Here is a 23508-nt window from a genome sequence, read left to right on the forward strand (position 1 = left end):
TGGCCGTTCCACCATCAGTTTCAGACGAAAGGTATTAGCGTGGCTTCCAGCGCCGTGAGAAAATTTCTGCCAGTGCTCCTCCTGCTTGGCTCCGTAGCCGTCACCGCTGTGCTGATCGCCAATCGTCCGCAAACCGTTATGGCACCACCACCAGAACGAGCCGCACTGGTCGATGTGGCAGAAGTTGTACTGCAAGACCTGCGCATTGAGGTTCAGGCACAGGGTACGGTGCAGCCGCATCGCGAAACCACGCTAGTACCCGAAGTGAGTGGTAAAATTATTTACGTAGCACCCAACCTTGAAGCCGGTAACTATGTCGCCGCTGATGAAGTACTGCTGCGCATCGACGACCGCGACTATCAGGCTCATCTGCTGCGGGCGAAGGCGGCAGTAGCTTCCGCTCAAAGCAACTTGGCGCAGGAGCGCGGACGCGCCGAAGTCGCCTTTAAGGAATGGAAGAAGCTACCCAAGAGCACCCAGCGCAGCCAACAGGCGACTGACCTTTATCTGCGCAAGCCTCAGACGGAGCAGGCCGAGGCAGAGCTGTTGTCAGCTCAAGCAGATATGCAAAGAGCCGCGGACGACCTCGACCGCACCGTCATTCGCGCACCCTACGACAGCCTGGTGAAAGAAAAACAGGCGGATCTGGGCCAGTACGTCAGCCCAGGGACCTCACTCGCAGCCGTCTTCTCCGTGGATTACGCAGAGGTGCGTCTGGCTATCCCGCAAAGCAAATTGAACTACCTCGAGCTCCCCGGGGTCACTGGCTACGATGTAGCCAGCGCACCAGTCGTAGATCTGTATACCGACGTAGCTGGAGAAGTGAGTCACTGGCCGGCACGCCTACAGAGAACCGAGGGGGTATTTGATGAACGCTCCCGGGTCTTATTTACTGTGGCCAGGGTAGACGACCCTTACGCACTTGGCTTGGGCGACCACAAGCCCCTGCGAGTGGGAAGCTTCGTCAAAGCCAATATCCAGGGCAAGCTGATGCAGAATCTGGTGGTACTACCGCGCTTCGTCTTGCGCGCAGGTAACAACATCTGGGTTATCGACAAAGAAATGACGCTGCGTAATCGCAAAGTGCAGACGCTGCGCACCGAGGGTCGAGACATTTATGTCAGTGAAGGTCTGCAGAATGGCGACCTTGTCTGCCTCACCACTATCAGTGCGGCCCTACCGGGCATGAAGGTACGCATCAATGATCGCCGCAGCACGCTCCTGCGCCAGGACTCGGCCATGGAGGCCGCAGGCGCACCGGACAGCGATACCAACCAGGCTAGCGACGATAAGAACGGGGCTGACCAAACCTCCGCAGCAACCAGCAGCGACGGTAGCAAAGCCGCATGAGAAATAAGCAACGTAGCGGCATCATCGCCTGGTTTGCCACCAACCCGGTCGCGGCCAACCTGCTAATGCTGGTCATTATTGTCATAGGTCTGTACACCGGATTAACCATCAAACGATCGATGATGCCGGAGTTCACCATCGACATGGTGCAGATCACCATGGCTTATCCTGGGGCGGCACCAGAAGAAGTCGAAAAGGGGATTGTCCTCAAGATCGAGGAGTCCCTGTCTGATCTCGAGGGCATCGAGCGCATCCAATCTGAGGCCATGGAGTCGCTGGCTCACGTTTATGTCGAGCCGGACAACGAAGACGATGTGATGGAGTTGATGAATAACATCAAGACTCGCATCGATGCTATTGCACATTTCCCCGAGGGCGCCGAAAAGCCCATCGTCGGGCGCATAGAAATCCCCTTTAACGCCTTGACCATCCAGATTTGGGGCGACCTTGACGAACGCAGTATGAAGGAGCTTGCCGAGGAAATACGCCTGGAGCTGATCGCCGACGAAAACATCTCGTCGGTTGATATCTGGGGCGGCCGCGACTTTGAAATAGCGGTAGAGATTTCCGAAGAACGCCTGCGTGAGTATCATCTGACACTCGGCCAGGTGGCCAATATAATCGCGACTTCTTCCATCGACCTGCCCGGCGGCTCTGTGCGCACCGAGAATGGCGATATCATGCTGCGCACGCAGGGCCAAGCCTATGAACAGGGTGATTTTGAGACCATCGTCCTAAAGACGTTTCCCGACGGCACGCGGCTAACGCTTGGCGAAATTGCCAACATCAACGACGGCTTCACCGATACCACCGGATTCGCTGTGTTCAATGGTAAGTATTCTATTGGCCTGCCTATTATGGCCATGGGGGAGCACGATATTCTCAAAGCAGCGACCGCAGCTCATGAGTACGTCGAGCGCAAGAATGCCCGATTGCCTGAGGGTGTCCAACTGACCATTTGGCAGGATAGCAGTTACTACCTGAACCAACGTCTTGGCATGATGATGAAAAACCTGGGCATGGGCGCCATCGTCGTATTTCTGGTGTTGGCCCTATTTCTGGATATCAAACTGGCATTCTGGGTGATGGTGGGTATTCCCATCTGCTTCCTCGGTTCCATAGCGTTGTTTGGCTCACCGTTGATCGGCGGCACCCTCAACATTATCAGCGTGTTTGGCTTTATTCTGGTGCTGGGTATCGTCGTGGATGATGCCATCATTATAGGCGAGAGCGCGTTCAGCGAACAGGAGGCCAAAGGTCACAGTGTTGACGCGATAATCTCAGGTGTACATAAGGTCGCCACACCTGCCACCTTCGGGGTACTCACCACCATAGTCGCCTTCATGCCAACCCTGTTCATAGAAGGCGGTATCGGAAATTTCGGCGAAGCCATCGGTTGGGTCGTGATCTTCTGCCTGGCATTTTCACTGGTTGAATCAAAATGGATTCTGCCGGCACACCTGGCGCACACCAAGCCAGCCACCTCAAAGTGGCTGAAGTCGGTTAACCAGCTGCAGGCCTCCGTCAACCGCCAGCTCAAGCATTTTATCCACACCAAGTACCGCCCATTGGTGGAGAAATCCATCGACAACCGCTACATGACAGTGTCTATTTTCCTGAGTATGCTCATTCTGACGATAGGCTTGCTGGCCGGAGGCCAGGTGCGCTTTGTTATGGCTCCTGAAATGGAAGGCGAGTTCATTGATGTAGAGCTACGCATGGCCGAGGGCACGCCGCAGTCACGTACATTGGAAGCTGTGGGACTGGTATCTGCGGCCATCATAGAAGTCGAGGCAGACTGGCAGGCAGAGACCGGCAGCACTGACAAGCTGGTACAAAACACCTTTGCGTATGGCCGTGGTCTGATCAACGCCAGCATGGTGGTAGAACTTACCAGAGCCGAAAACCGCAGCCTGGGCACCACCCAGATTATGCGACTCTGGCGTGACAAGGTTGGCGAGATAGCTGGCGCTGAGGTATTGTCCTTTTCCAGTGAAGACGGCCCCTCCTTCGGCGCCGATATTTCATTGGACCTGACACACTCCGACTGGAAGGTGCTGCAGGCCGCCTCGGAGGACCTGGAAACCAAACTCAAGACCTACGACGGCCTGTATGATATTCAAAGTAGCGCCAGTGTGGTCGCCGACGAATTCCACATTGACATACTGCCGCAAGCAGAGGCACTGGGCATTACCCGTTACGACCTGGGGACACAAATTCGACATGCTTTTCATGGCGCAGAAGCGCAACGTATTCAGCGCGGCACCCACGAAATAAAAGTCATGGTACGCTACCCCAGAGAGGACCGCCGCACCACGGCGAGCCTCGACAGCATGTTCATCCGCACTCCGGAGGGTATAGCAGTCCCGTTTAATTCAGTGGCGAGCCTGGAGGTCAAACCCGGCCTAAGCCGCACCACGCATATCGGGTTTCAACGGGCTGTGGAGGTCACCGCGGAAGCAGAGTCCGATCGGGTTGAGCCCGGCAAAATCACCAACGAAATCGTGCGGACCTTCCTGCCGGAATTGACGAAAAAGTATCCCGGCCTGGGCTTCAAAATGTCGGGGATGTCGGAAGAAGAGAACAAGATGATTCGCAGTATGAGCATTGGGTTTTCAATGGCACTGTTTGGCATCTACGCGCTGCTCGCCATACCCACCAAATCTTATCTGCAGCCACTGATTATCATGGGCGTGATTCCCTTTGGCATCATTGGCGCCGTAATCGGCCACATGATTACCGGTTACGCCGTAGGCATGATGTCGCTGCTGGGCATTATTGCGCTATCAGGAGTGGTTGTTAACGACTCTCTGATCATGGTGGACTACGTAAATAAGGCGCGCGCACGTGGCACAGAAACTCGCAAAGCCGTGATTGAAGCCGGCAGCTTCCGTTTCCGAGCCATTCTACTGACCTCGCTGACCACCTTTTTTGGATTGGTACCTATTCTGCTGGAGAAAAGTGTGCAGGCTCAGGTGATTGTGCCTATGGCGATTTCGCTGGCCTTTGGCATCGTATTCGCCACCGTCATTACCCTGCTACTGGTGCCCTGCCTGTACATGATTCTGCAAGATCTGGGGCATCTCACACGCCCTGAAAGACGCGCTCGCCCCCGCATCAAAGACTCGGGGCTACAGCTGTTTCCGCCATCCGCTCAAAAGTAGGGAATAAACACCAGCGCCGCGACCAGCACGGCAACGCCGGCGCAGATTAAAACTCCGGCTGCAGCAACATCTTTGGCCTTGCCGACAAGTGGATGCTGCTCGGGAACGGTAGCGTCAGCCAGATATTCTAGCGCGCTATTCATTGCCTCAGACAGCCATACCAGCGCCACCGTCAGCAACAGTATTACCCACTCCAGTCGCGAGACTTCAAAATTCCATCCCGCTGCCGCAACCACCAACGTCGCCGCCACATGGATGCGCGCATTGTGTTGCTCACGCACCAATGTTGCCAAACCCTGAAACGCGTAGCCAAAACTACGCACCCGGGCCAGCAGCGAAAAGGGCTCATTCACGGGACATATACCGCCCTTCCTGAGTATTGATTCGAACCCGCTCACCAGATTCCAGATACTCAGGAACCTGCACCACCAGACCGCTGGCGAACGTCGCTGGCTTACTGCGTGCGGATGCCGAGGCACCTTTTATCGCCGGGGCGCACTCGGTAATTTCCAGAACCACTGACTGCGGCAGCTCGATGGCAATAATTTCGCCCTCTACCAACAAGCCCATAATGCCTTCCAGGCCATCAGTAATGTACTGCACCTGATCACCAAGCATATCTTCAGCCAGCGTATACTGACTGTAGTCCTCTGCATCCATGAATACGTAAAATTCGCCGTCCATATAGGAGTACTGCACCCGCCGCCGCTCCAGCGCGATATCTTCCAGCATATCCTCGCCCTTGAAAGTCTCGTCGAGCTTCTGCTTAGTCTGGGCGTGGTTAAAGCGCACCTTATACAACGTGTTAGCGCCGCGGCTACTGGGCGCCTTGATATCGATGTTATTGACGATGTAGGGGTGCCCATTAATGGCCACCACACTGCCGCGTTTCAGATCACTTGCTTTAGGCATACTTATAGCACCACGCAAAGGTCGCAGCGTACATACAATGCCGCCGGATCGTTGAATTCAGCCAGACGACTCAAGCCGTCGCGCAGGGGAGCGGCAATACGTGCCAGCCCCTGCTGCCAACCAGCCGTGTCACCAAAGCCCCATACTCGGACCTGCTCACGCAGTTGCCGCAAAAAGGTCTCTTGTGGAGTTAGCGGCGTTGCGATCTGCAGGATTTCATAATCTGCCATCTGCGCCAACCGCGCCGCCGACACGATAGCATCATCGAGACCACCGAGTTCATCTACCAGTCCGAGCTCAAGTGCGTCATAGCCACTCCAGACTCGACCTCCCGCAACCGCATCTACATCTTCCAGACTCATGCTGCGACCATCTGCTACTAAATTGATAAATCGCGAATAGAGATTATCGACATTCGCCTGCACGCCCTGCGCCAACTGTGGATTCAAGGGTCGGTCTATACGGAAGGCTCCTGCCAACTCCGTGGTGCCGACCCCATCGACATAAACCCCCAGGCGATTAAATAGCTTCTCAGCTGTTGGGAAAGCAGCAAAGACCCCAATAGAACCAGTGATAGTAGTCGCTGTTGCCCAGACCTCGTCAGCGGGCATGGCTATCCAGTAGCCACCAGAGGCGGCTACGCTGCCCATTGAAACCACCAGCGGCTTGTCCGACGCCTCCACCTCCAACAGTTTCTGACGGATCACTTCAGAGGCAAAAACGCTGCCACCCCCACTGTCGACCCGAAGCACAATTGCCTTGACAGAATCTTTCTTCAGCGCCTGATCAATCAAAGCCGACAACGACTCACCGCCAATAGAGCCGGCGGGCTGCTCACCGTTCTGGATAGCACCGCTGGCAGTTATAACTCCCACACTATCACCACTGAAACCGGGCGGAATGATGGGCCGTTTCTGCGCCAGATAACGCCCAAAACCTACCCCTTGATAATACCCCTCATCATTTCGCGCGCCCACGTGCTCGGCGATAATCGAGTCCGACTCGTCCCAGTTGACCAATTCATCAACCAAACCCTGTGCAAGAGCCAGCTGCGCCGGATCGCCGCCGGCGCCCGCAAGCGCCGAGGCGTAATTATCGATGCCATTTTGCAGAGCACCGGGCTCCAGCCCACGGCGTTCCTCTACTGTCTTGGTATAGGTCTCCCACAAGCGTTCCAGCCAACGTCGCGACAACTCTTTTTCATGTGCCGACATATCGTTGCGGGTAAAAGGCTCGACAAAGGACTTGTAGTCGCCGGCCCGAAATACGTGCATCGACAGCGACATCTTTTCCAGCAAATCTTTGAAGTACATTTGATAATTGCTAAAGCCCTGTAAATCGATACCGCCAAAGGGATGCAGCAGTACGGTATCAGCCTGCGATGCCAGCAGGTATTGGCCCTGTGAGTAATAGTCGCCACGGGCAATCACGGGTTTGCCGCTGCTGCGGAAATATTCGATGGCGGTAAGAATTTCACTGCTCTTGGAGATACCCACTGACAGCAGCTGATCCAGCTCCAGCACTAATGCTGTGATAGCTGGATCCTCTTTGGCGTAAACAATGGCATCCACTACATCACGCAGTAGCACCTCTTGTTCAGCTGGCAAAGGCTCAGCAAAAAGTAGTGTGAAAGGATCAGTGTAGGCCCGCTCCTCAACGATACTGCCGACGGGATTCACCACCAAGGCGGCGGTTTCGGGCAGTGCTTCAGGCGCGCTATCGCGAAAAGCCATAACAATAACGACCAGCAACAACAAGAATATCAAGTTCGCCAATATCTGCCGCAAGCGAGTCAGCAGACTCCAGATCACCAGCAACAAACGTTTTATCAAACCTGGTTTTTTACTCATCAGACATAATCCCTTTCAATTCCTGAGCTCGCCAGCGCACATACAGCATCGCAGACAGGAACAGGCTAACCACACTCACCAGGCTCGACACAGCCAAGACGTCACCTGGTATCGTAAACAATTTAAGTACCGCACCCACAAAATATAGCAAGCTGACAAAACAGAGCCAGATGTAACTGCGCAGCGAATCTTTGATCATACTGGGCACAAACATCAATAGCGGCAGTATTCGCGCCGCCCATACAATCCATGGCGCTTGCTCCAACACAGATGCCATGACCTGTACCAGTAACAACACCAGCAAGCTGGCAGCTACTATGCCACGGCTGACCGCCACTCGCGATTTTCTCATACCTTATACCTGCTGCGACTCGACCACTGTGCGACGCGGGTGCCAAGGGCGCGGCACAGTTCGAGTTCTGTTGTATCCGGAGCGCGGTCGGCGTTGGCACCGGCCACATGCGAGGCGCCATAGGGCGTACCACCGCCGGTGGTCGTCATCAATCCACGCTCACTGTAGGGTAGCCCTACCATTACCATCCCATGGTGCAGCAGGGGTAACATCATAGAGAGCAAGGTCGACTCCTGCCCACCATGAAGACTGGCTGAAGAGGTAAACACACCGGCTGGCTTATCAATCATAGCGCCGCTCAACCATAGCCCGGAGGTCTGATCGATAAAATATTTAAGCGGCGCTGCCATGTTACCAAAACGGGTCGGGCTACCCAGCACCACGCCACTGCAATCGGCAAGGTCATCCAACTCAGCATACAAAGGTCCACTGTCTGGCACATCGGCAATACTGGCCTCTGTGTCCGCCGAGATCGGCGGTACCGTGCGCAGACGCGCCTCCATACCGGTCACTTGCTCTACCCCACGCGCAACGTGGCTAGCCATAGCTGCGGTACTGCCGTGACGAGAATAATAAAGTACGAGCACAAATCCGGATGACGACATCAGTTGAGCAACGCCAGCACATTCTCGGGCGGCCGCCCCAATACCGCGCGCTCACCGGCTATGACAATGGGCCGCTCTATAAGCTTGGGATGCGCCACCATGGCAGCAATCAGTTGCGTATCGGTCAACCCTGTATCCGCCAGGTTGTTGTCGCGGTAAGCGTCCTCACCTTTGCGTAATAGTTCACGCGGAGGCATGCCCAACTTGGCGATGACAGCCTTGAGCTCGCTGGCATTCGGCGTCGCCGTTAAATATTCTACGATGTCGGGAGTGACGCCGTTCTCTTCGAGCAGCGCCAGCGTCTGTCTCGATTTAGAGCAGCGCGGATTGTGGTAAATGGTGAATTGGCTCATTGGCCGACTCCTGAGTAATCGGGTAACTTGGCAAGCGCCCGATTATAGCAGAGCTGGCCCTGCACTCAGTATCACAAACATGCCATAATCAGGGACTATGCCGATTAATCCCACACAATTTCTACCGTTTCTGAAGTACGTCTACGAACGCTTTTTTGACGACCAGTGCATGCGCTCTGCAGCCGCTCTCACTTACATGAGCCTTTTCGCGCTGGTTCCACTGATGACTGTCATGTATGCCATGGTGTCAGCGATACCGACTTTTCAGGGGGTAGGCGAGCAAGTCCAGGCCTTCATGTTTGACAATCTGGTGCCCAGCGCCGGCGCAGAAATAGAGAACTACCTGAGTGACTTCTCACGCCAGACCCGAAATTTGACGGGTGTCGGCATCGGTTTCCTTATCGTTACGGCAGTATTGATGCTGCGCAATATAGAAAGCGCCTTCAATATAATCTGGCGCAGCCGCGCGAATCGAAGCACGATTGCCAGCTTTTTACTGTATTGGGCAGTGCTAAGCCTGGGCCCGGTATTTATCGGCCTGGCGCTGGGTATCAGCACGTATCTGACCTCCGCTGCCGTGCTGTTTGAGGACTTTGATCTAATAGGCATCACCGCGGCACTGCTCAAGCTGGCGCCGGTATTGCTCACAGGCGCGGCATTTACATTGATCTATGCGGCAGTGCCCAATACTCCGGTACCCATTAAGCATGCTCTCATTGGCGGCCTTTTAACGGCAATCGTATTCAATGTGGCCCGCAGCCTGTTTACCAAACTGGTGGTTGGCTCTAGTTATACCGTGATTTATGGCGCCTTTGCGGCCTTTCCACTGTTCCTGTTGTGGATCTACGTATCCTGGAATATTGTCCTTGGCGGAGGCATTATCGTGCACTCTCTGAGTTCATTTCAGAGCGAACAATCCAGCCGCAAGCCGCTACTACTCAAGGCATTGTCAGTGTTACACCTGTTCTGGCAACGACAACAGGCGGGTGTCAGCATTAGCGAGATATCCCTACTCAAGCTGGCCAGCCCTGATACACGGGGATTGGACAGTGACACCTGGGCCGTACTGCGCGATATTTTCCTGTCCAGAAATCTTATCTGTATCGACGAGAAGGGTAAGTTCCTGCTCAGCAGAGACCTGCATGAGGTACCACTGTGGCAGCTCAAGGAATGGGTAAATACCGAACTGCCGCTGGAAGGGCTCACCGCCGAGGAAGACAGCGGCTGGCAGAGCCAAGCCATGTCACTGCTGCAGGGGCAGCGCAAGCACCAGCGCGAACTCATGCAAACCAACCTTGCAGATTTATTTACTCAATGAAACTCGGACTTACTATCATCCTGACGGCACTGTTGGTCAGCTGCAGCCCGCCACCTCCCGCTGGCACTGGCCAACTGCTGGAAAATGGCCGCTGGAAGCTGATCAACTACTGGGCCACCTGGTGCAACCCCTGTCGTGAGGAAATGCCGGAGCTGAACGCCTTCGTGCATGAGCAGCGCGGACAGCTGGATGGCTACGCAGTGAACTTCGATGGTGTTACTGGTACCGAACTCGTGGTTCAGGCTACTGACCTGAACATAGAATTCACATTGCTGGAGGACGACCCTGCCGCCGAGTTGGGTTATGCTCGCCCAAGCGTTTTACCGACCACTTTATTGATCGACCCCGCAGGCGAGATCAGGGCCCGATTACTCGGCCCACAGACCGCTGCAAGCCTGCTTGAGGCCATGAAATAGGGCACTGCTGCTATGCTCACACTGCACCACTCCTGCCTCTGCTATCAAAAAGTACCGCGGAAACAAGCGGGCATCAGAATTCGAATCAGGACCGCACTGTGAAACTGAATTTTGTCGAGCGGAGCAGCACCGACATGCTCACCAGAGCCGATGAATTTTATCGACTCATGAAGACTCGACGCAGCGTCCGCGGCTTTTCCTCCAGCCCTATACCTCCGCAAGTACTTGAGTCGTGCCTGATGACAGCAGGCACCGCACCCAGCGGGGCCAATCGCCAGCCCTGGCATTTTGCGGTGGTTGACAACCCCGCCATAAAACAGGAGATCCGTCTGGGCGCAGAAGCAGAGGAGCGCGAATTCTATCAACGCCGCGCACCTTCGGAATGGCTGGATGCGCTGGCACCACTGGGGACCGACGAGCACAAGCCATTTCTGGAGACAGCCGCTTGTCTGATTGTTATCTTTGGACAGAAGTTCGATGTCGACAACAGGGGCGACAAACACAAGAACTACTACGTCCCTGAATCGGTAGGCATTGCTACCGGCATGCTCATCACTGCGCTGCATAACGCCGGCCTGGCCACTCTCACTCATACGCCCAGCCCGATGAAGTTTCTTAACAACATCCTGCAACGACCAAGCACCGAAAAACCGGCGATGATACTGGTTGTGGGTTATCCGGAAGCTGACACCGAAGTTCCCGACATTACTCGTAAAACACTAGATCAAATTGCCAGCTTTCATAATGGCGCCTGAGCGCTATCTGACAACTTACCAAGGAGCATAATAATGACCGACAATATTGAAGAAAAAGTCGCCAGCGGCGCGAGCTGGGAAGAATTCTGAGACAGCCTCAAAACGCTGGGCCAGCAGATTACCCGTCCGGACACACCCACCGACGGCTTCAACCGCGCCGAAGGCTTTCGTTATTTGACCCGACTGCTGCGCAACGGTCTGGAGTCGACAATAGAAGGCGGCAGTGCCGAATACCCGGCGCTGCGCAGCTTGGGCAATATGGTCAAAATGGGTGCTGACAATCCCGACAACTTGTATCAGGGTGCCAGCATTAATGGCGACTACGAATACCGTATCAGTGGCAACCGCGGGTCGGTATTTTATCTGGGCTTCAGCTCTATATCAGGAGGCTACGGCACAGATGGCACGATGATCACCGATGGCTTTCTTGATCATACACAGTTAAAAACCGAGGCAGATGGCAGTTTCGAGATCATTCTGAGCAAGCAAGAACAAAGCGGCAACTGGCTGCCGATGACAGATAAGACACGCTCCATCAATATTCGCCAGACCTTCCTTGATCGCAGCACCGAGCGCCCAGCACAACTGCAGATAGAGCGTATCAATATCGAAGGCACGCCACCACCTTACTCCGCCCAGCAGCTGGATCGCGACCTCAACCGGGTCAGCAAGTACCTGCACGGTACCGTTAACCTGTTCGCGGACTGGTCCAACAGTTTCGGGCCCGACAGCAACACCCTGCCGCCTGCCGACCAGGCGTACTGCCAGTCGATTGGCGGAGATCCCAATATTTTCTACTTCCACTCCTACTGGGAGCTGGCGGCGGATGAGGCTCTGGTGATTACCGCCAAGCGCATACCCGAATGTCAGACCTGGAACTTTCAGCTCGACAATTACTGGATGGAGTCACTCGATTACCGCTATCACAACATCACGGTAAACAAACACACGGCCAACTACGAGGAAGACGGCAGCGTCACTCTTTATGTGACCCATAATGATCCCGGCGTACGCAACTGGATTGATACTGCAGGCCACCTCAACGGCACTATGTGCTGGCGCTGGATCGGGACTGATGACCATCCTGAGTTGGAAACCAAAGTCATTAAGATTGCGGATATTCCCACCAGCTAAGACAAGGTGGTGTATCGAAATTAACGCAAAAAAAAGCCCCGCCTGCGACGCAGACGGGGCTTGATTCTAATACCAGAAAGGTCCGCTTAGAAGGCTACGGTCAGATCCAGTCCATAGCTGCGAGGCTTGTTGAACTGATGTCCCGCCGTCGACAGGTCATAGACCTCTTCTGCTTCGTCAGTGAGGTTCTTGCCCCACAATGCCACCTTAACCTCGGTGCTGCCCAACTCTACACCCGTCAGCGCGATACGGCCGTTGACCAGGCCCAGCGCAGGAACCGGTAGACCCAGTCCGGGCTGCGAGAACACTTCATCCCGATAAACGTAGTTCACGTGAAAGTCCAACGAACCAAAGCTCAGCGGAAACGAGTGATCAAGCGAAACACTCAAGGCTGTTTCAGGCGCATAGGGAATAAATGTGCTGTCCGAAATGTCCTCGCCACGACGGTCGGTCGCACTCGCAGGTGGACCACCCAGCAGGAAGCTCTGATCAGGTACAACTACACCATCAAGTTCCCAGTCCAGATAGGTGTAGTTGAATGTAATCATTGTGTTCTCGGTAACCAGCGCCGTCACATCAAGTTCTACACCATTGATCTCAGCTTCACCGGCGTTGAATACCTCAACAAAAGAGGCATACAACGGTGGCTGACCGGAAATAGTTAACAACAGGTCGTCGTAGTCAGAGCGGAACACCGCCGCGTTAACGCGCAAACGACCATCGGCAAACTCAGACTTCAAGCCCAGCTCATAGGTGGTGTTTTCTTCTTGATCAAAGGTCTGCGAGAAATCCAGAGACCGCTCTGCAGAACCACCTGCACGATAGCCAGTAGCTACCCGAACATAAGTATTCACGGTATCACTGAGCGCAAAGTCCAATGTCACATTGTAATCCCAGTGACTGTAATCATCTTTGTTAGCACCGGCCCCAAAATTGATACTGGGGTTTTCAGGATCGAGTGTGCGCACGGCTTCACGATCGTCCTCGGTATAACGCGTACCCAGCGTGATGCCAAGCCGGTCGTCCATTCCAGCGGGACGGAAAGTACCTTGCAAGAACGCTGCAGTGGACTCCAGCTCAGTTTCGATCATGGCACCACCCATATTGGTTCCACCCAGGAACAAACCCGTGGACGCACCCGGCTCTGCCAGAGCATCAAGTATTCCAGGGAACGCACCATTGGTGTACTGAGTCTCAGCCTTGCTACCTTCTTCCTTAAAGTAGTACAGGCCAGCGATATAACTGAGCTGATTGTCAAAGGCATTACCCAACAATTGAAACTCTTGACTGAAGGCTTCAGTTTCCCAGTCCAAATCAGTGGCAAAGAAGAGGGTGTCTGACCAGTTCTGAATGCTGGTCTCTTCCATTTCACGATAACCGGTGATCGATTTTACGGTCAGGTTTTCGCTGAGATCCCAGTTCAATGTCAGATTATGACCGCTCTGCTCATTGCGGCTTTCAGGCAGAACATACGCATACGCTGTATTACCCAGAACCTGATTGGTGGTTTCCTCTTGACGATTATCCGACTGTGACTGGTAGTACGCCGGCGTAGCGTCAGCCTCGGAAAAGTCATAGCTGTAGTCTGCCGTGAAATTGTCGGTGACGTCCCAAGTGGCAGCCACACGATAACCCATCTGCTCCTTGGCGTAGAAATCATTACCTGGCTGTCCGGCCAGATCGTTAGGCCCCTTATTCTCTACCCAACCATCTTCTTCGGAGCCAGCGGCACTGATCTTGGCGCGGAAGGTATCGGTAATGGGAATATCTAATGACGCAGAAAGACGCTTCAGGCCAAAGTTACCGCCACCGACCATGACCCTACCACCAAACTCTTCAGCTGGCTTTTTGGTAATGAAGTTGACGGAACCGGCAGATGAGTTGCGACCAAACAGCGTGCCCTGCGGACCGCGCAGAATTTCGACACGCTCCAGGTCAAGCACATCGAGAATAGCGCCAGAAGTACGCGCTATATAAACATTGTCTACGTAAACGCCAACTGGATTATCAATAGTCAGCGTCTGTGAATCAGTGTTACCAAAACCGCGCAGGAACAAGGCAATATTGGTGGTACTGGTGGGGAAGTCATAGGCTTGCAGGCTAGGAGTCTGCACCGTCAGATCTGTGAGGTTCTGTACGCCAAGATTCTCCAGTGCCTCAGCACTGTAGGCGCTAACCGCTACCGGAGTGTCCTGCAGTGATTGCTCACGCTTGGTCGCTGTCACTACGATCTCTTCCAACGCTGCCTGCGCAGCAACACTGCCAGCCAGCAAAATTGCCGCCACCAGCGGCTTGCGAATATAACTACCTACCATTTCTGTCTTCTCCATAATTGTCATTAACACGCACCAGAGCACGGCATGCTGCCGCCCCGAAAAATGCGCGACTATTATGGCTTAACTCATTGAATTTGTTGGTATCGTTGGCAATACCGCTCGAGATTTCTGAGCGGTATTAATACCTAAAACCAAGTTTTCTATGTCGCTGCGAGGCTAGCGCAGCGGGTGTAGTTTAACCTGCAGCTCTGAGTAGCCTTTGACGAAAGAAGAAGCAATACGCACCGGCTCGCCCATCACCTCCACTCTATCAAAGCGCTGCATGATCTCTTCCCACAGTATCCGTAGTTGCAGTTCTGCCAGGTGACTGCCCATGCAGCGATGAATACCGTAGCCAAAGGACAAGTGCTTACGCACCTGGGGACGATCAATGATCAGCTGGTCCGGGTTCTCGAACACAGACTCGTCACGATTACCCGACACATACCACATCACCACCTTGTCACCAGCCTTGATGTGCTTACCTCCCAGCATCGTATCGACGGTCGCACGGCGACGCATATGCGCCAGCGGCGTCTGCCAGCGAATCACCTCAGAAACCATTGACGGAATCAGCTTTGGATTGGCACGCAGCTTGTCGTACTCAGCGGGGAACTGGTTGAGTGCCAGCACACCGCCGGTCATTGAATTACGCGTGGTGTCGTTGCCGCCGACAATTAGCAGCACCAGGTTGCCCAGATATTCCAGCGGCTGCATATCGCGAGTGGCCTCGCCATGCGCCAGCATGGATATCATGTCGTTACCGGGCTCTCCATTGACTCGCTGGTTCCAGAGCTCGGTGAAATACTCCAGACATTCAATTAGCTCGGCGCGACGTTGTTCTTCAGTATCAACAATCCCAAACCCCGGAATAGCCGTTGCCACGTCGGACCACCGCGTTAGCTTGCTACGCTCCTCAAACGGAAAATCAAACAGCGTCGCCAACATCATTGTAGTTAACTCAATCGATACCTTATCTACCCAGTTAAACGTCTCACCGACGGGTAGGGAATCGAGTACACCGCAAGTACGCTCGCGGATCAATTCAGCAAAGTTGGGCAGATTGCGGGAGCCGACGACGGGATTAACAGCCGCGCGCTGCTCACTGTGGCGCGGCTGATCCATGGCTATGAACATAGGCAATGTAAAATCTTCATCCATCGCACGAATGGTAATACCCGGCTCTGAGGAATAAACGTCATGTGACGTGTCTACCTGCATAATGTCTTCGTAACGCGTGACAGACCAATAGGGGCCATATTCACTGTTGGCGCAATAATGGACCGGGTCTTCTTTGCGCAGGCGCTCAAAATAGGGCCAAAAACTGTCCGCTGCGAACAGCTCAGGCAGCGAAACATCCATGTCTTCAAGGGGTATTTCCCAAGCATTCGGCTGGCTGGTTTGACTCACAAGGTTGTCCTCATTTTTGCGGTTACCCATACTATAATCCAGCTGGGCATTTATACCAAAACTCACCATATCGATGCCACGCCCGAGATCAGTGGTTAGCTGGGGCTACCTGAATCATCAAGCTGAAAGCCGTCGCTACCCATTAGCAGCCGATGCCGTGGCCCTGGCGTAGTCGCATCACCCGATTCATAGCCCGCATCGCCTTCCCACATAGCCACCAGGTCATCGCCCTCTTGCCCAATATGAGTTGCGTAATAGCGTGGTTCCGCCGTGCCCAACTCTGTGAGCGCGGTCTCCGGGTCTGAGTATTGGGACAAATAGTGCAGGCTTACGTAGGTAGGAGGCGCCAACTCTATATCCCCGCGCTGATGGCTAGCCAATGCGGCGGCGGGAGTCATCCATTGACTGTCCGTGATTTCTCCCTGGTCGATGACCACTTCTGCAGGCGGAGCGGTGGTGACAAAAAACCAGGTGGCAAAGCGGCGATTCCCCAATGGCGGCGGCGTCCAGTGTGAGAACCATTCCAGGTCTTCCGCGCGCAGCTCCAACTGCGCCTCCTCCATTGCCTCGCGCACGGCCGCAATCCGCGCGCGTTCATCCATCGGCAAATCTTCGTGCCCATCCTCGGGATCAATGCGACCTCCCGGGAACACCCACATACCGCCGAAAGCCAGCTTTGAATTTTTGCGCAGCATCAGCGTCTCGAAACCGTCCGGACTGGGCCGCAGCAACACCACCGTGGCCGCTGGCACCAACTCCTGACTACCTTCGCCCGTTCCCGACAACCGTTTCGAAAAATCCTTGATCTTGTCACTGGCCATAATTTGCCTCTCTGGTGAGCTGGCAAGTTAGCATGTAGAGGTCACGGATACATCCATCACCTGGACATCCTGCGCCAATTGCGCAAAGCCGCGGCAGAGCTGGCCCCAGCATTGCCAATGCTATTTTTGCTGCCAGCGGCCAGCGCCTGCGAGAACTGCCGCTGAACCGACATCTACGCCGGTAGTTGCAAGCGCTGCAGGCAGGATTGACCTGAAACAGGACAACCTGCCTGGAAATTACCTACAATGTGAGGAACGGAGACATCCAGCATCACCGCTAAGACTCCCACTTATTTCCTGCCATTCAGAGGGCTCACTATGACGAACTCAGTGCAAATTGATTACTACTCCGATGTGCTGTGCGTGTGGGCCTGGATCGCCGAACGGCGGCTGTCGGAAGTAGAAAAGGAATGGGGTGAAAAGGTGACTATTCGCCATCACTTCATGGATATCTTCAGCGACAGTCACACGAAAATCCCCCAGCAGTGGGCCGATCGCAATAGCTGGTCAGGGTTTGCACAGCATGTGCGGGAGTCGGCGGCACCTTACGAACACGCCGAGGTGAACGCCAGGATATGGCAGAGTGTGCGCCCCAGCACCTCTGCCAACGCTCACCTGCTGCTGAAGGCGGCGCAGCTCGAGCTGGGAGAGAACCCTGCACAGCAGCTGGCCTGGGCCTTTCGTGAGGCATTTTTTATGCACGCTCAGGACATCGGCAGACTCGACGTGTTGCAATCCATTTGTGATGACAGCAACGTCGATTACCAGAGCCTGCAGCAGCATCTCAACACTGGCACTGCCATGGCCGCACTGCTGAGCGACCATAAGCTAAGCCAGCAGCAGGGGCTCAAAGGCAGCCCTTCCTGGGTGATGAACAATGATCGCCAAACCCTCTATGGCAATGTCGGCTACCGTATTATCTCTGCCAATATCGAGGAAGTTTTACGCACGCCTTATACCGAGGCAAGTTGGTGCTAGTAGCAGCTCTGGTTTAACTATCTAAGACCCGGGCTCTGGTGTCTGCCAAGCGCGGCGATTATGCTGACGCCAGTACCTGAGTACAACACAAACCCATGAGGCAACACCGATGTCAAACATACTGGTCATAAGCTCCGACTGCCATGCAGGCGCTCTACCGGACACCTACAAAGACTATATGCCCCAACAGTTTCATGCAGCTGCAGATGCGTGGTGGCTGAACTATGCGCGCGAGATGATGCAACGCATGGGAACGTTTTTTGACCAAGAGGCTGCGGAAGAGTTTGCCAGCAAAGCCGGCGAGCAGGGCTCGGGTAAGTTCCAAAAGGACGCCATGAGTGCCGCCATGAGCGCCAGCGATGACGATTTACGCGCTTTTCTGGCAGACCCAGACAGCATTATCGCCCCCCGACGGGGTGAGTATGATGCCGCCGTGCGACTGCAGGAGCTGGAAGACGATGGTATTGCCGGTGAGGTGATATTTCCACAAATGGCTCCCTTCGGAGCTGGCTTGATGCAATACCGTCACCCGATTTCCGCTGAGCAAAATCTCGCCGGCAATCAGGCCTATAACCGCTGGCTGGGAGATTTATGCAAGAGCAATCCTGGACGTCACGCGGGCGTGGCTATTGTCAACGTCGATGACATTGAAACCACAGTGCGAGAGATTCGCGAAGCCCATGCGATGGGCCTGTTCGGGGGCGTGCTGCTGCCGACCAGTACCGGTGATAACCCCTTCTATCACCACTACAACCATTACGCGCCACTGTGGTCGGTTTGCGAAGAGCTCAATATGCCCATTCACACCCATTCTGGCTGGTCACCGGACTACGGTGATTCTCCCGCAGCGACACCTATGTTCATCAGCGAAGTCGATATGTGGGCACACCGCCCGTTTACCGCGATGCTCTGGTCCGGCGTGTTCGAACGCCACCCCGGCCTCAAGCTGGTCCTCACCGAAACCGGATGCTCCTGGATTCTGGAGACTCTGCGCACGCTCGAGTTCAAATCCAACAACCCAATTTTTGCGCACTTCACCAAAGACATGAGCCTGACCCCGTCTGAGTACTTTCAGCGCAACTGCTACATTGGAGCCTCTTTCTTACCCAGGCATGAGGTCGGCGATCGCCATCGTATTGGGGTAGACAAGCTTATGTGGGGCTCAGACTATCCACACATGGAAGGCACCTGGCCCAACACCATGGAAAAACTACAGGAGACTTTCTTCGATGTGCCCGAAGCGGAGATCCGCACCATGCTGGGCGAGACAGCGCTAGACGTCTTTGGCTTCGACGCCAAAGACATGCGTGCTATCGCCGACCGTATTGGCCCCGCAGTACAGGACATTACCGGTGGCAGTCAAAGCGCCGCCTGACCAGCTCAGCGATTCTGGTAACGATTGAGGTCGAACAAGCCCGCCTCCAGTGGCTGCCGCTCGCGATACACACGGTGCATGCGGTCACTGACATGCCAGAAATAACTGGCGTTGCGACGCACTCCATAGCGCGCCATCAGTGCTGAAAAATCGGCCTCACTGCTCAAGCCAGCCACAGCAGCCACAAACCGCGGCAACTCCAGCTCGTTAACCTGAAAGAAAACGTTGGGGTAATAGCCGACAAAGCCGCGCACCACCGTCAGATAATCTTCCTCGGGCAGACGCTGCTTATTCTCACGAAAAGGGTCGGTAATATTGGAGTGACCGATATTACGAATCAGGGTATAGACCCGGTCGCTGCTATCTGCCGTCAGAACATCCACAAACGCTATATCTGGCATATAGCTAAAAGCAACACCTGCGCTATTCTGCAGCGGTGTAAACGCAGGCTCATCAACCTGATAACGCTGGGCGTCGGCCCCGGGAATGCTGCTGCGTAAGCGTAACAACAACTCTGATTTCGGGTCCTCGGTGGCATACTCGACATCGGTCTCCCGATTGAACCAGGCGCGACGCCCCAGCACGTAGTTCTTGGTATGCTCAGGTGCATCCCGATACCAGAAGTCGCGAAGTTCGAGCCGGTCCTTTTCTGGCAGCAGAATCAGAAAATTGTATTCGCCCTCCATGCGCAAGAAATCCATATACAAGCGTGTTTCTAATTGATGTCCAGCATGACCAAACACATCAAAACCCGCGACCAGCAGGTAGTGGATTCTCTCCAGCAGAGAGTAGCTGATAACCCAAGCCGTTTTCGGCACCTGACCGACCATGCCTTTATGCACTGAGGCGCTATCGAAGTGTCTGAATATCGTAAGCGCCGCATTCTCATTGTGCCCATCACCGTCCCAGATCAGGCCGGTATCTAACTTGAACTGCCCCTTGTCTGATAACGCTTCAAGATAATCGGACTTGGCTTCCAGGTAGCGCCTCTGACTGCGCGCGTACTGCCGCCAATGCACCATTGTGGTCAACGCGCTCTTGTCCGTCACAGGCAGGCGCATATTGTCGCGCTCGACCGTCAAAAAGGCATTGTCCTGCTCAGGGTCCTCAATATCAGGGTCAACGAAAACCACCCAAAAATGGTCATCAATCACATTCAGTGCTACCTGACCGCGACAGACGGGACCCTTGATGTAGCCCATGATGGTGTACTGCGCTTCATCCAGCATAAAGCGATAGCGCGCCTGCACCGGTAACGCCGCGAATGCCTTGAATGGATTGTTGACGGTTGCCCGGTCGTAGTCGGGTAATTCAGTGACGGCGTAGTCGGGCTCAATAAACAACTCTCGCCAGCGCTGCATCCGCGCCGGATCAAGCGCGTAGGGCATATGCCGTTTAGTCAGCACGCTGAGTGATTGACGCTGCAAGCGATACCAAAACGGTTTATCTCCCGGTGAATCGTAGGGGCGTCGAGTGGCAATAAGCCTGATGGGCTGCCCTGGAGGTGTTGAGGAGCGCACTAATGCAAAATACCCGGGAATATCAGTGCCCGGAAAGTGCAGCGCAGCAATATACAAGTGCTCGTACATATAGCGAGCCATCAGCTGCTGCTTGAGTGTTACGCCATTAAAAAATGCTTCCCAGCGCGCTAACTCTGCTTGTTCCTGTGAACCGGGTGCAGGCACTGCGACGCTCGGAGCACCCTCCTGCAGCCATTTGACCAAGTGTTCCTGCTCATCGCTGTTCAGGCCAGGTAATCCATAGGGCATTCCCCAGAGCGGACGCTCGGCGACGTAGCGATCCATCTGGTCCGGCTTTGGACACTGTTGATCACGATCCAATCCAAAGTCGAAGCTGTCGGGCAGCAGCCCTTCAGCAGGCAGCGGATGATCTGCCTTTAGTTGCAGCAGACGCAGCATTTGTCCGGCGGCGGGGTCGTCAGTGTCCAGCACCGGATAAAAACCCTTGGCGCGCCACTGTTCATCATTCTGTCCATCGACCAGCAAACGAGTAGGGGCGGCGGTACGTAAACGAGTACCAGAGTAGACTTTATCCTTGTGCGCACCCCGCGCCAGCCCCCTAAAAGCATCGAGTTTTAATTGGCAGGGTGCGTCATAACAGCCGTGGCATACCATGCAGCGCTGCTCAACCAAGGGCTTGATATGAGCAGGGTAGTCGAGCTCGGCATGCGCCGGCAGCCACCACAGAAACGCGCAAACGCAAAGCAGCAAAGAAGGCCTGGTGAATAAAAAAATGGAGTTGCGGGGTCTGTGCGTTTGCATAGCGCAACTGTAACGGGATACCGCCAAAAAAGACAATTCGCCACCGCTGCAACGGCGGCGCCCGACCACTGCGGCAAACCAATACAAAGCAACTGCAAGCACTGCGCAGGCGACCCACCAGCTTGTACAATAACCTGTGGCAGAGTAATCTTTGCGATTCAAGACACCCTAATCTGTAAGGATACCCCTATGCTTAGTTCATTTAAGGCAACCCCCGTCAGCAGCGCTCGCGCAGCTCTGGTCATGTTGCTGACTGCCTGTTTGCTTACCGTTGTCGGTTGTGGCAGTACCAAGGTCATTAACTCCGACAAGACCCTCGTGGTGCGCGACTCTGTTTACAACATCTCCAATGTCAGTGTTTTCAAGTCAACCTCCGAAGCTGTGATGGACGACGCTGACAATATTGACTTATACGGCGCTGACAAAAAGCGCATCAACGCCCTGTTAAAAGAGCACGATTCACTGTTTGTGAGGCAGACACTGCAACTGGATGATCTGGATATTGTGTATCAGGCCAAAAGCATCGACAGCTGGCGTGATTACAGCAAGCTTGCCAAGAAGTTTGAGACTGCCAACAAGGAATTGCGTAAATTCCTGGCGGATTCCAAGAAAATGCAGCTGGAACTCTAAGGTGTGACTCGCGGCGTGCGCCCTGTGCACGCCGCGGCCGTACAACCATGACCTGGAACTAGTCACCCATGAAGACAACCGTGGCCAGCGCAGACTAACTCTTCAGCTACACCAGATTGCCCGGGTCCAGAAGCTCTTGCAGGCGGTCTATACCGAGATCCGTCATCTCCTGCGCCACATCGAGAATATCACGGCCCTCCTGATACGCGCGCTTGGCAATTTCCGCGGCCCCGGTGTAGCCAATCTCACGATTGAGAGCCGTCACCAATACCGGGTTGCGCGCCAGGTTGGCAGCCAGATTTTCCTCACGAACCTCAAAATCGGCGACGCAGCGCTGCGTCAGGGCGCTGCAGCTGCTGCTCAATAACTGAATACTCTGCAATAGGTTATAAGCGATTACTGGCAGCATTACGTTCAGCTGAAAATTGCCCGATTGGCCGGCAATCGCGATCGTCGCATCATTGCCCATCACCTGGGCCGCGGCCATCGCCACCGCCTCCGGAATCACCGGATTGACCTTACCAGGCATAATACTGCTACCGGGCTGCAGTGGCTGCAGGCTGATTTCGCCCAACCCTGCCAGCGGACCACTGTTCATCCAGCGCAGATCATTGGCAATCTTCATCAGTGCCACCGCTAATGTGCGCAGCTGTCCAGACAGCGCAACTACGGTGTCCTGGCTGGCCAGCGCCGCAAAATAGTTGTCCGCGGCACCGAACTGACAACCACTCAGGCGACTGAGATGCGCACAAAAAGCCCCCGCAAAACCTGGGTCGGCGTTTATGCCTGTGCCCACCGCTGTGCCGCCCTGGGCGAGCTTACGCAACGGCCTGCGGCAGTCGTCGATACGTTCAGCGGCGGCTTCCAGCTGCGCACGCCAGCCGGATATCTCTTGGCCCAGCGTCACCGGCATCGCGTCCATCAGATGGGTGCGCCCGGTTTTTACAATATCTGCCAGCTCTGCTTCACGCACGGCCAGGGCAGCGACCAGCGCCCGCAGCGCGGGCATCAGCGACTCGACTAACGCCAGTTCTGCGCTAACATGAATAGCCGTGGGAATGACATCATTACTGCTCTGGCTGCAATTGACGTGATCATTGGGGTGTACGCCCGTGCCGAGCAGTGCACTGGCCAGCGCCGCAATCACTTCGTTGGCATTCATATTGGTACTGGTACCAGATCCAGTCTGGAACACGTCCACGGGAAACTGTGCATCATGCACGCCCGTTGCAACTGCTGTGGAAGCCTCAATAATAGCGGCAGCGATACCTGGTTCGAGCACACCTGAGTCAGCATTTGCCGAAGCAGCTGCGGCTTTGATCAAGCCCAGGCTGCGAATAAAGGCAGCCGGCATCGACAACCCACTAAAGGGGAAGTTTTCCACCGCGCGCTGAGTCTGCGCGCCATACAATGCATCAACCGGCACGGCTATCTCACCCAGACTATCTTTCTCGATTCGCGATTCAGTCATGTCACACCCGCGCTCAA

20 protein-coding genes are annotated in these 23508 nt (G+C 54.8%); 9 read left to right on the forward strand and 11 right to left on the reverse strand.

Going from position 1 to position 23508, the window contains the following annotated elements; translation table 11 throughout:
• The first annotated feature begins 39 nt into the window (after positions 1-39).
• Positions 40-1350, forward strand: coding sequence for an efflux RND transporter periplasmic adaptor subunit (locus tag EYC98_RS00065; protein ID WP_279243257.1), 1311 nt, complete (start codon positions 40-42; stop codon positions 1348-1350).
• Entirely contained in the window at positions 1347-4514 is a 3168-nt protein-coding gene (locus EYC98_RS00070; RefSeq protein WP_279243258.1) for an efflux RND transporter permease subunit, read from the forward strand. Before EYC98_RS00065 ends, EYC98_RS00070 begins: the two co-directional genes overlap by 4 nt.
• Here EYC98_RS00070 and EYC98_RS00075 read toward each other — a convergent pair.
• The 6 genes from EYC98_RS00075 to arsC are packed head-to-tail and all read right to left on the reverse strand — an operon-like array spanning position 4505 to position 8586.
• Complete coding sequence (locus EYC98_RS00075) at positions 4505-4867, reverse strand: diacylglycerol kinase family protein (protein WP_279243259.1); 363 nt, start codon at positions 4865-4867, stop codon at positions 4505-4507. The two genes, EYC98_RS00070 and EYC98_RS00075, sit on opposite strands and share 10 nt — an antisense overlap.
• Complete coding sequence (efpL, locus tag EYC98_RS00080; RefSeq protein ID WP_279243260.1) at positions 4860-5426, reverse strand: elongation factor P-like protein EfpL; 567 nt, start codon at positions 5424-5426, stop codon at positions 4860-4862. Before efpL ends, EYC98_RS00075 begins: the two co-directional genes overlap by 8 nt.
• 2 nt (positions 5427-5428) lie before the next feature.
• On the reverse strand, positions 5429-7276 hold the full coding sequence (sppA, locus tag EYC98_RS00085; protein WP_279243261.1) for a signal peptide peptidase SppA: 1848 nt from the start codon (positions 7274-7276) through the stop codon (positions 5429-5431).
• The gene (locus EYC98_RS00090; protein WP_279243262.1) at positions 7269-7628 is read right to left on the reverse strand and encodes a DUF2069 domain-containing protein; all 360 of its coding nucleotides are present in this window, start codon (positions 7626-7628) and stop codon (positions 7269-7271) included. Before EYC98_RS00090 ends, sppA begins: the two co-directional genes overlap by 8 nt.
• Positions 7625-8233 carry an NAD(P)H:quinone oxidoreductase gene (wrbA, locus tag EYC98_RS00095; protein WP_279243263.1) on the reverse strand — a complete coding sequence of 203 codons (609 nt, stop codon included), beginning with the start codon at positions 8231-8233 and terminating at the stop codon, positions 7625-7627. Before wrbA ends, EYC98_RS00090 begins: the two co-directional genes overlap by 4 nt.
• Positions 8233-8586: an arsenate reductase (glutaredoxin) gene (gene arsC / locus EYC98_RS00100; protein WP_279243264.1), complete on the reverse strand. Its 354-nt coding sequence runs from the start codon at positions 8584-8586 to the stop codon at positions 8233-8235. Before arsC ends, wrbA begins: the two co-directional genes overlap by 1 nt.
• 97 nt (positions 8587-8683) lie before the next feature.
• On the opposite strand from arsC, the gene EYC98_RS00105 reads away from it, so the two are divergent.
• From EYC98_RS00105 to EYC98_RS00120, 4 genes are all read left to right on the forward strand, one after another.
• On the forward strand, positions 8684-9904 hold the full coding sequence (locus EYC98_RS00105) for a YihY family inner membrane protein (protein WP_279243265.1): 1221 nt from the start codon (positions 8684-8686) through the stop codon (positions 9902-9904).
• The gene (locus EYC98_RS00110; RefSeq protein ID WP_279243266.1) at positions 9901-10320 is read left to right on the forward strand and encodes a TlpA family protein disulfide reductase; all 420 of its coding nucleotides are present in this window, start codon (positions 9901-9903) and stop codon (positions 10318-10320) included. Before EYC98_RS00105 ends, EYC98_RS00110 begins: the two co-directional genes overlap by 4 nt.
• A 98-nt stretch (positions 10321-10418) precedes the next feature.
• Positions 10419-11075 carry a nitroreductase family protein gene (locus EYC98_RS00115; RefSeq protein WP_320415533.1) on the forward strand — a complete coding sequence of 219 codons (657 nt, stop codon included), beginning with the start codon at positions 10419-10421 and terminating at the stop codon, positions 11073-11075.
• A 174-nt stretch (positions 11076-11249) separates the two neighbouring features.
• On the forward strand, positions 11250-12209 hold the full coding sequence (locus EYC98_RS00120; protein WP_279243267.1) for a DUF1214 domain-containing protein: 960 nt from the start codon (positions 11250-11252) through the stop codon (positions 12207-12209).
• An 86-nt stretch (positions 12210-12295) separates the two neighbouring features.
• Here the strand turns inward: EYC98_RS00120 and EYC98_RS00125 are convergent, their stop codons facing one another.
• The 3 genes from EYC98_RS00125 to EYC98_RS00135 form a co-directional block, all read right to left on the reverse strand.
• Positions 12296-14548 carry a TonB-dependent receptor gene (locus EYC98_RS00125; RefSeq protein ID WP_279243268.1) on the reverse strand — a complete coding sequence of 751 codons (2253 nt, stop codon included), beginning with the start codon at positions 14546-14548 and terminating at the stop codon, positions 12296-12298.
• A 153-nt stretch (positions 14549-14701) separates the two neighbouring features.
• Complete coding sequence (locus tag EYC98_RS00130) at positions 14702-15964, reverse strand: cytochrome P450 (protein ID WP_279243269.1); 1263 nt, start codon at positions 15962-15964, stop codon at positions 14702-14704.
• A 65-nt stretch (positions 15965-16029) separates the two neighbouring features.
• Positions 16030-16755 (reverse strand): NUDIX hydrolase, encoded by a 726-nt coding sequence (locus EYC98_RS00135; protein WP_279243270.1) that lies wholly within the window; start codon positions 16753-16755, stop codon positions 16030-16032.
• Positions 16756-17073: 318 nt separating this feature from the next.
• Between EYC98_RS00135 and EYC98_RS00140 the strand changes: the two genes are divergently transcribed.
• A complete protein-coding gene (locus EYC98_RS00140; RefSeq protein WP_279243271.1) occupies positions 17074-17733 on the forward strand; it encodes a DsbA family oxidoreductase in 660 nt (219 codons plus the stop codon).
• Positions 17734-17842: 109 nt separating this feature from the next.
• On the forward strand, positions 17843-19108 hold the full coding sequence (locus tag EYC98_RS00145; protein WP_279243272.1) for an amidohydrolase family protein: 1266 nt from the start codon (positions 17843-17845) through the stop codon (positions 19106-19108).
• 5 nt (positions 19109-19113) lie between these two features.
• Here EYC98_RS00145 and EYC98_RS00150 read toward each other — a convergent pair whose 3' ends face one another.
• Positions 19114-21390 carry a fatty acid cis/trans isomerase gene (locus tag EYC98_RS00150; protein WP_279243273.1) on the reverse strand — a complete coding sequence of 759 codons (2277 nt, stop codon included), beginning with the start codon at positions 21388-21390 and terminating at the stop codon, positions 19114-19116.
• A 189-nt stretch (positions 21391-21579) separates the two neighbouring features.
• Here EYC98_RS00150 and EYC98_RS00155 point away from each other — a divergent pair, with 189 nt between their 5' ends.
• Positions 21580-22020: a hypothetical protein gene (locus EYC98_RS00155; RefSeq protein WP_279243274.1), complete on the forward strand. Its 441-nt coding sequence runs from the start codon at positions 21580-21582 to the stop codon at positions 22018-22020.
• A 106-nt stretch (positions 22021-22126) separates the two neighbouring features.
• Here the strand turns inward: EYC98_RS00155 and EYC98_RS00160 are convergent, their stop codons facing one another.
• Complete coding sequence (locus tag EYC98_RS00160; RefSeq protein ID WP_279243275.1) at positions 22127-23491, reverse strand: class II fumarate hydratase; 1365 nt, start codon at positions 23489-23491, stop codon at positions 22127-22129.
• Positions 23492-23508 lie beyond the last annotated feature (17 nt).

The sequence above is a fragment of the Candidatus Litorirhabdus singularis genome (assembly GCF_026262625.1).
GTDB lineage: Bacteria > Pseudomonadota > Gammaproteobacteria > Pseudomonadales > Halieaceae > Litorirhabdus > Litorirhabdus singularis.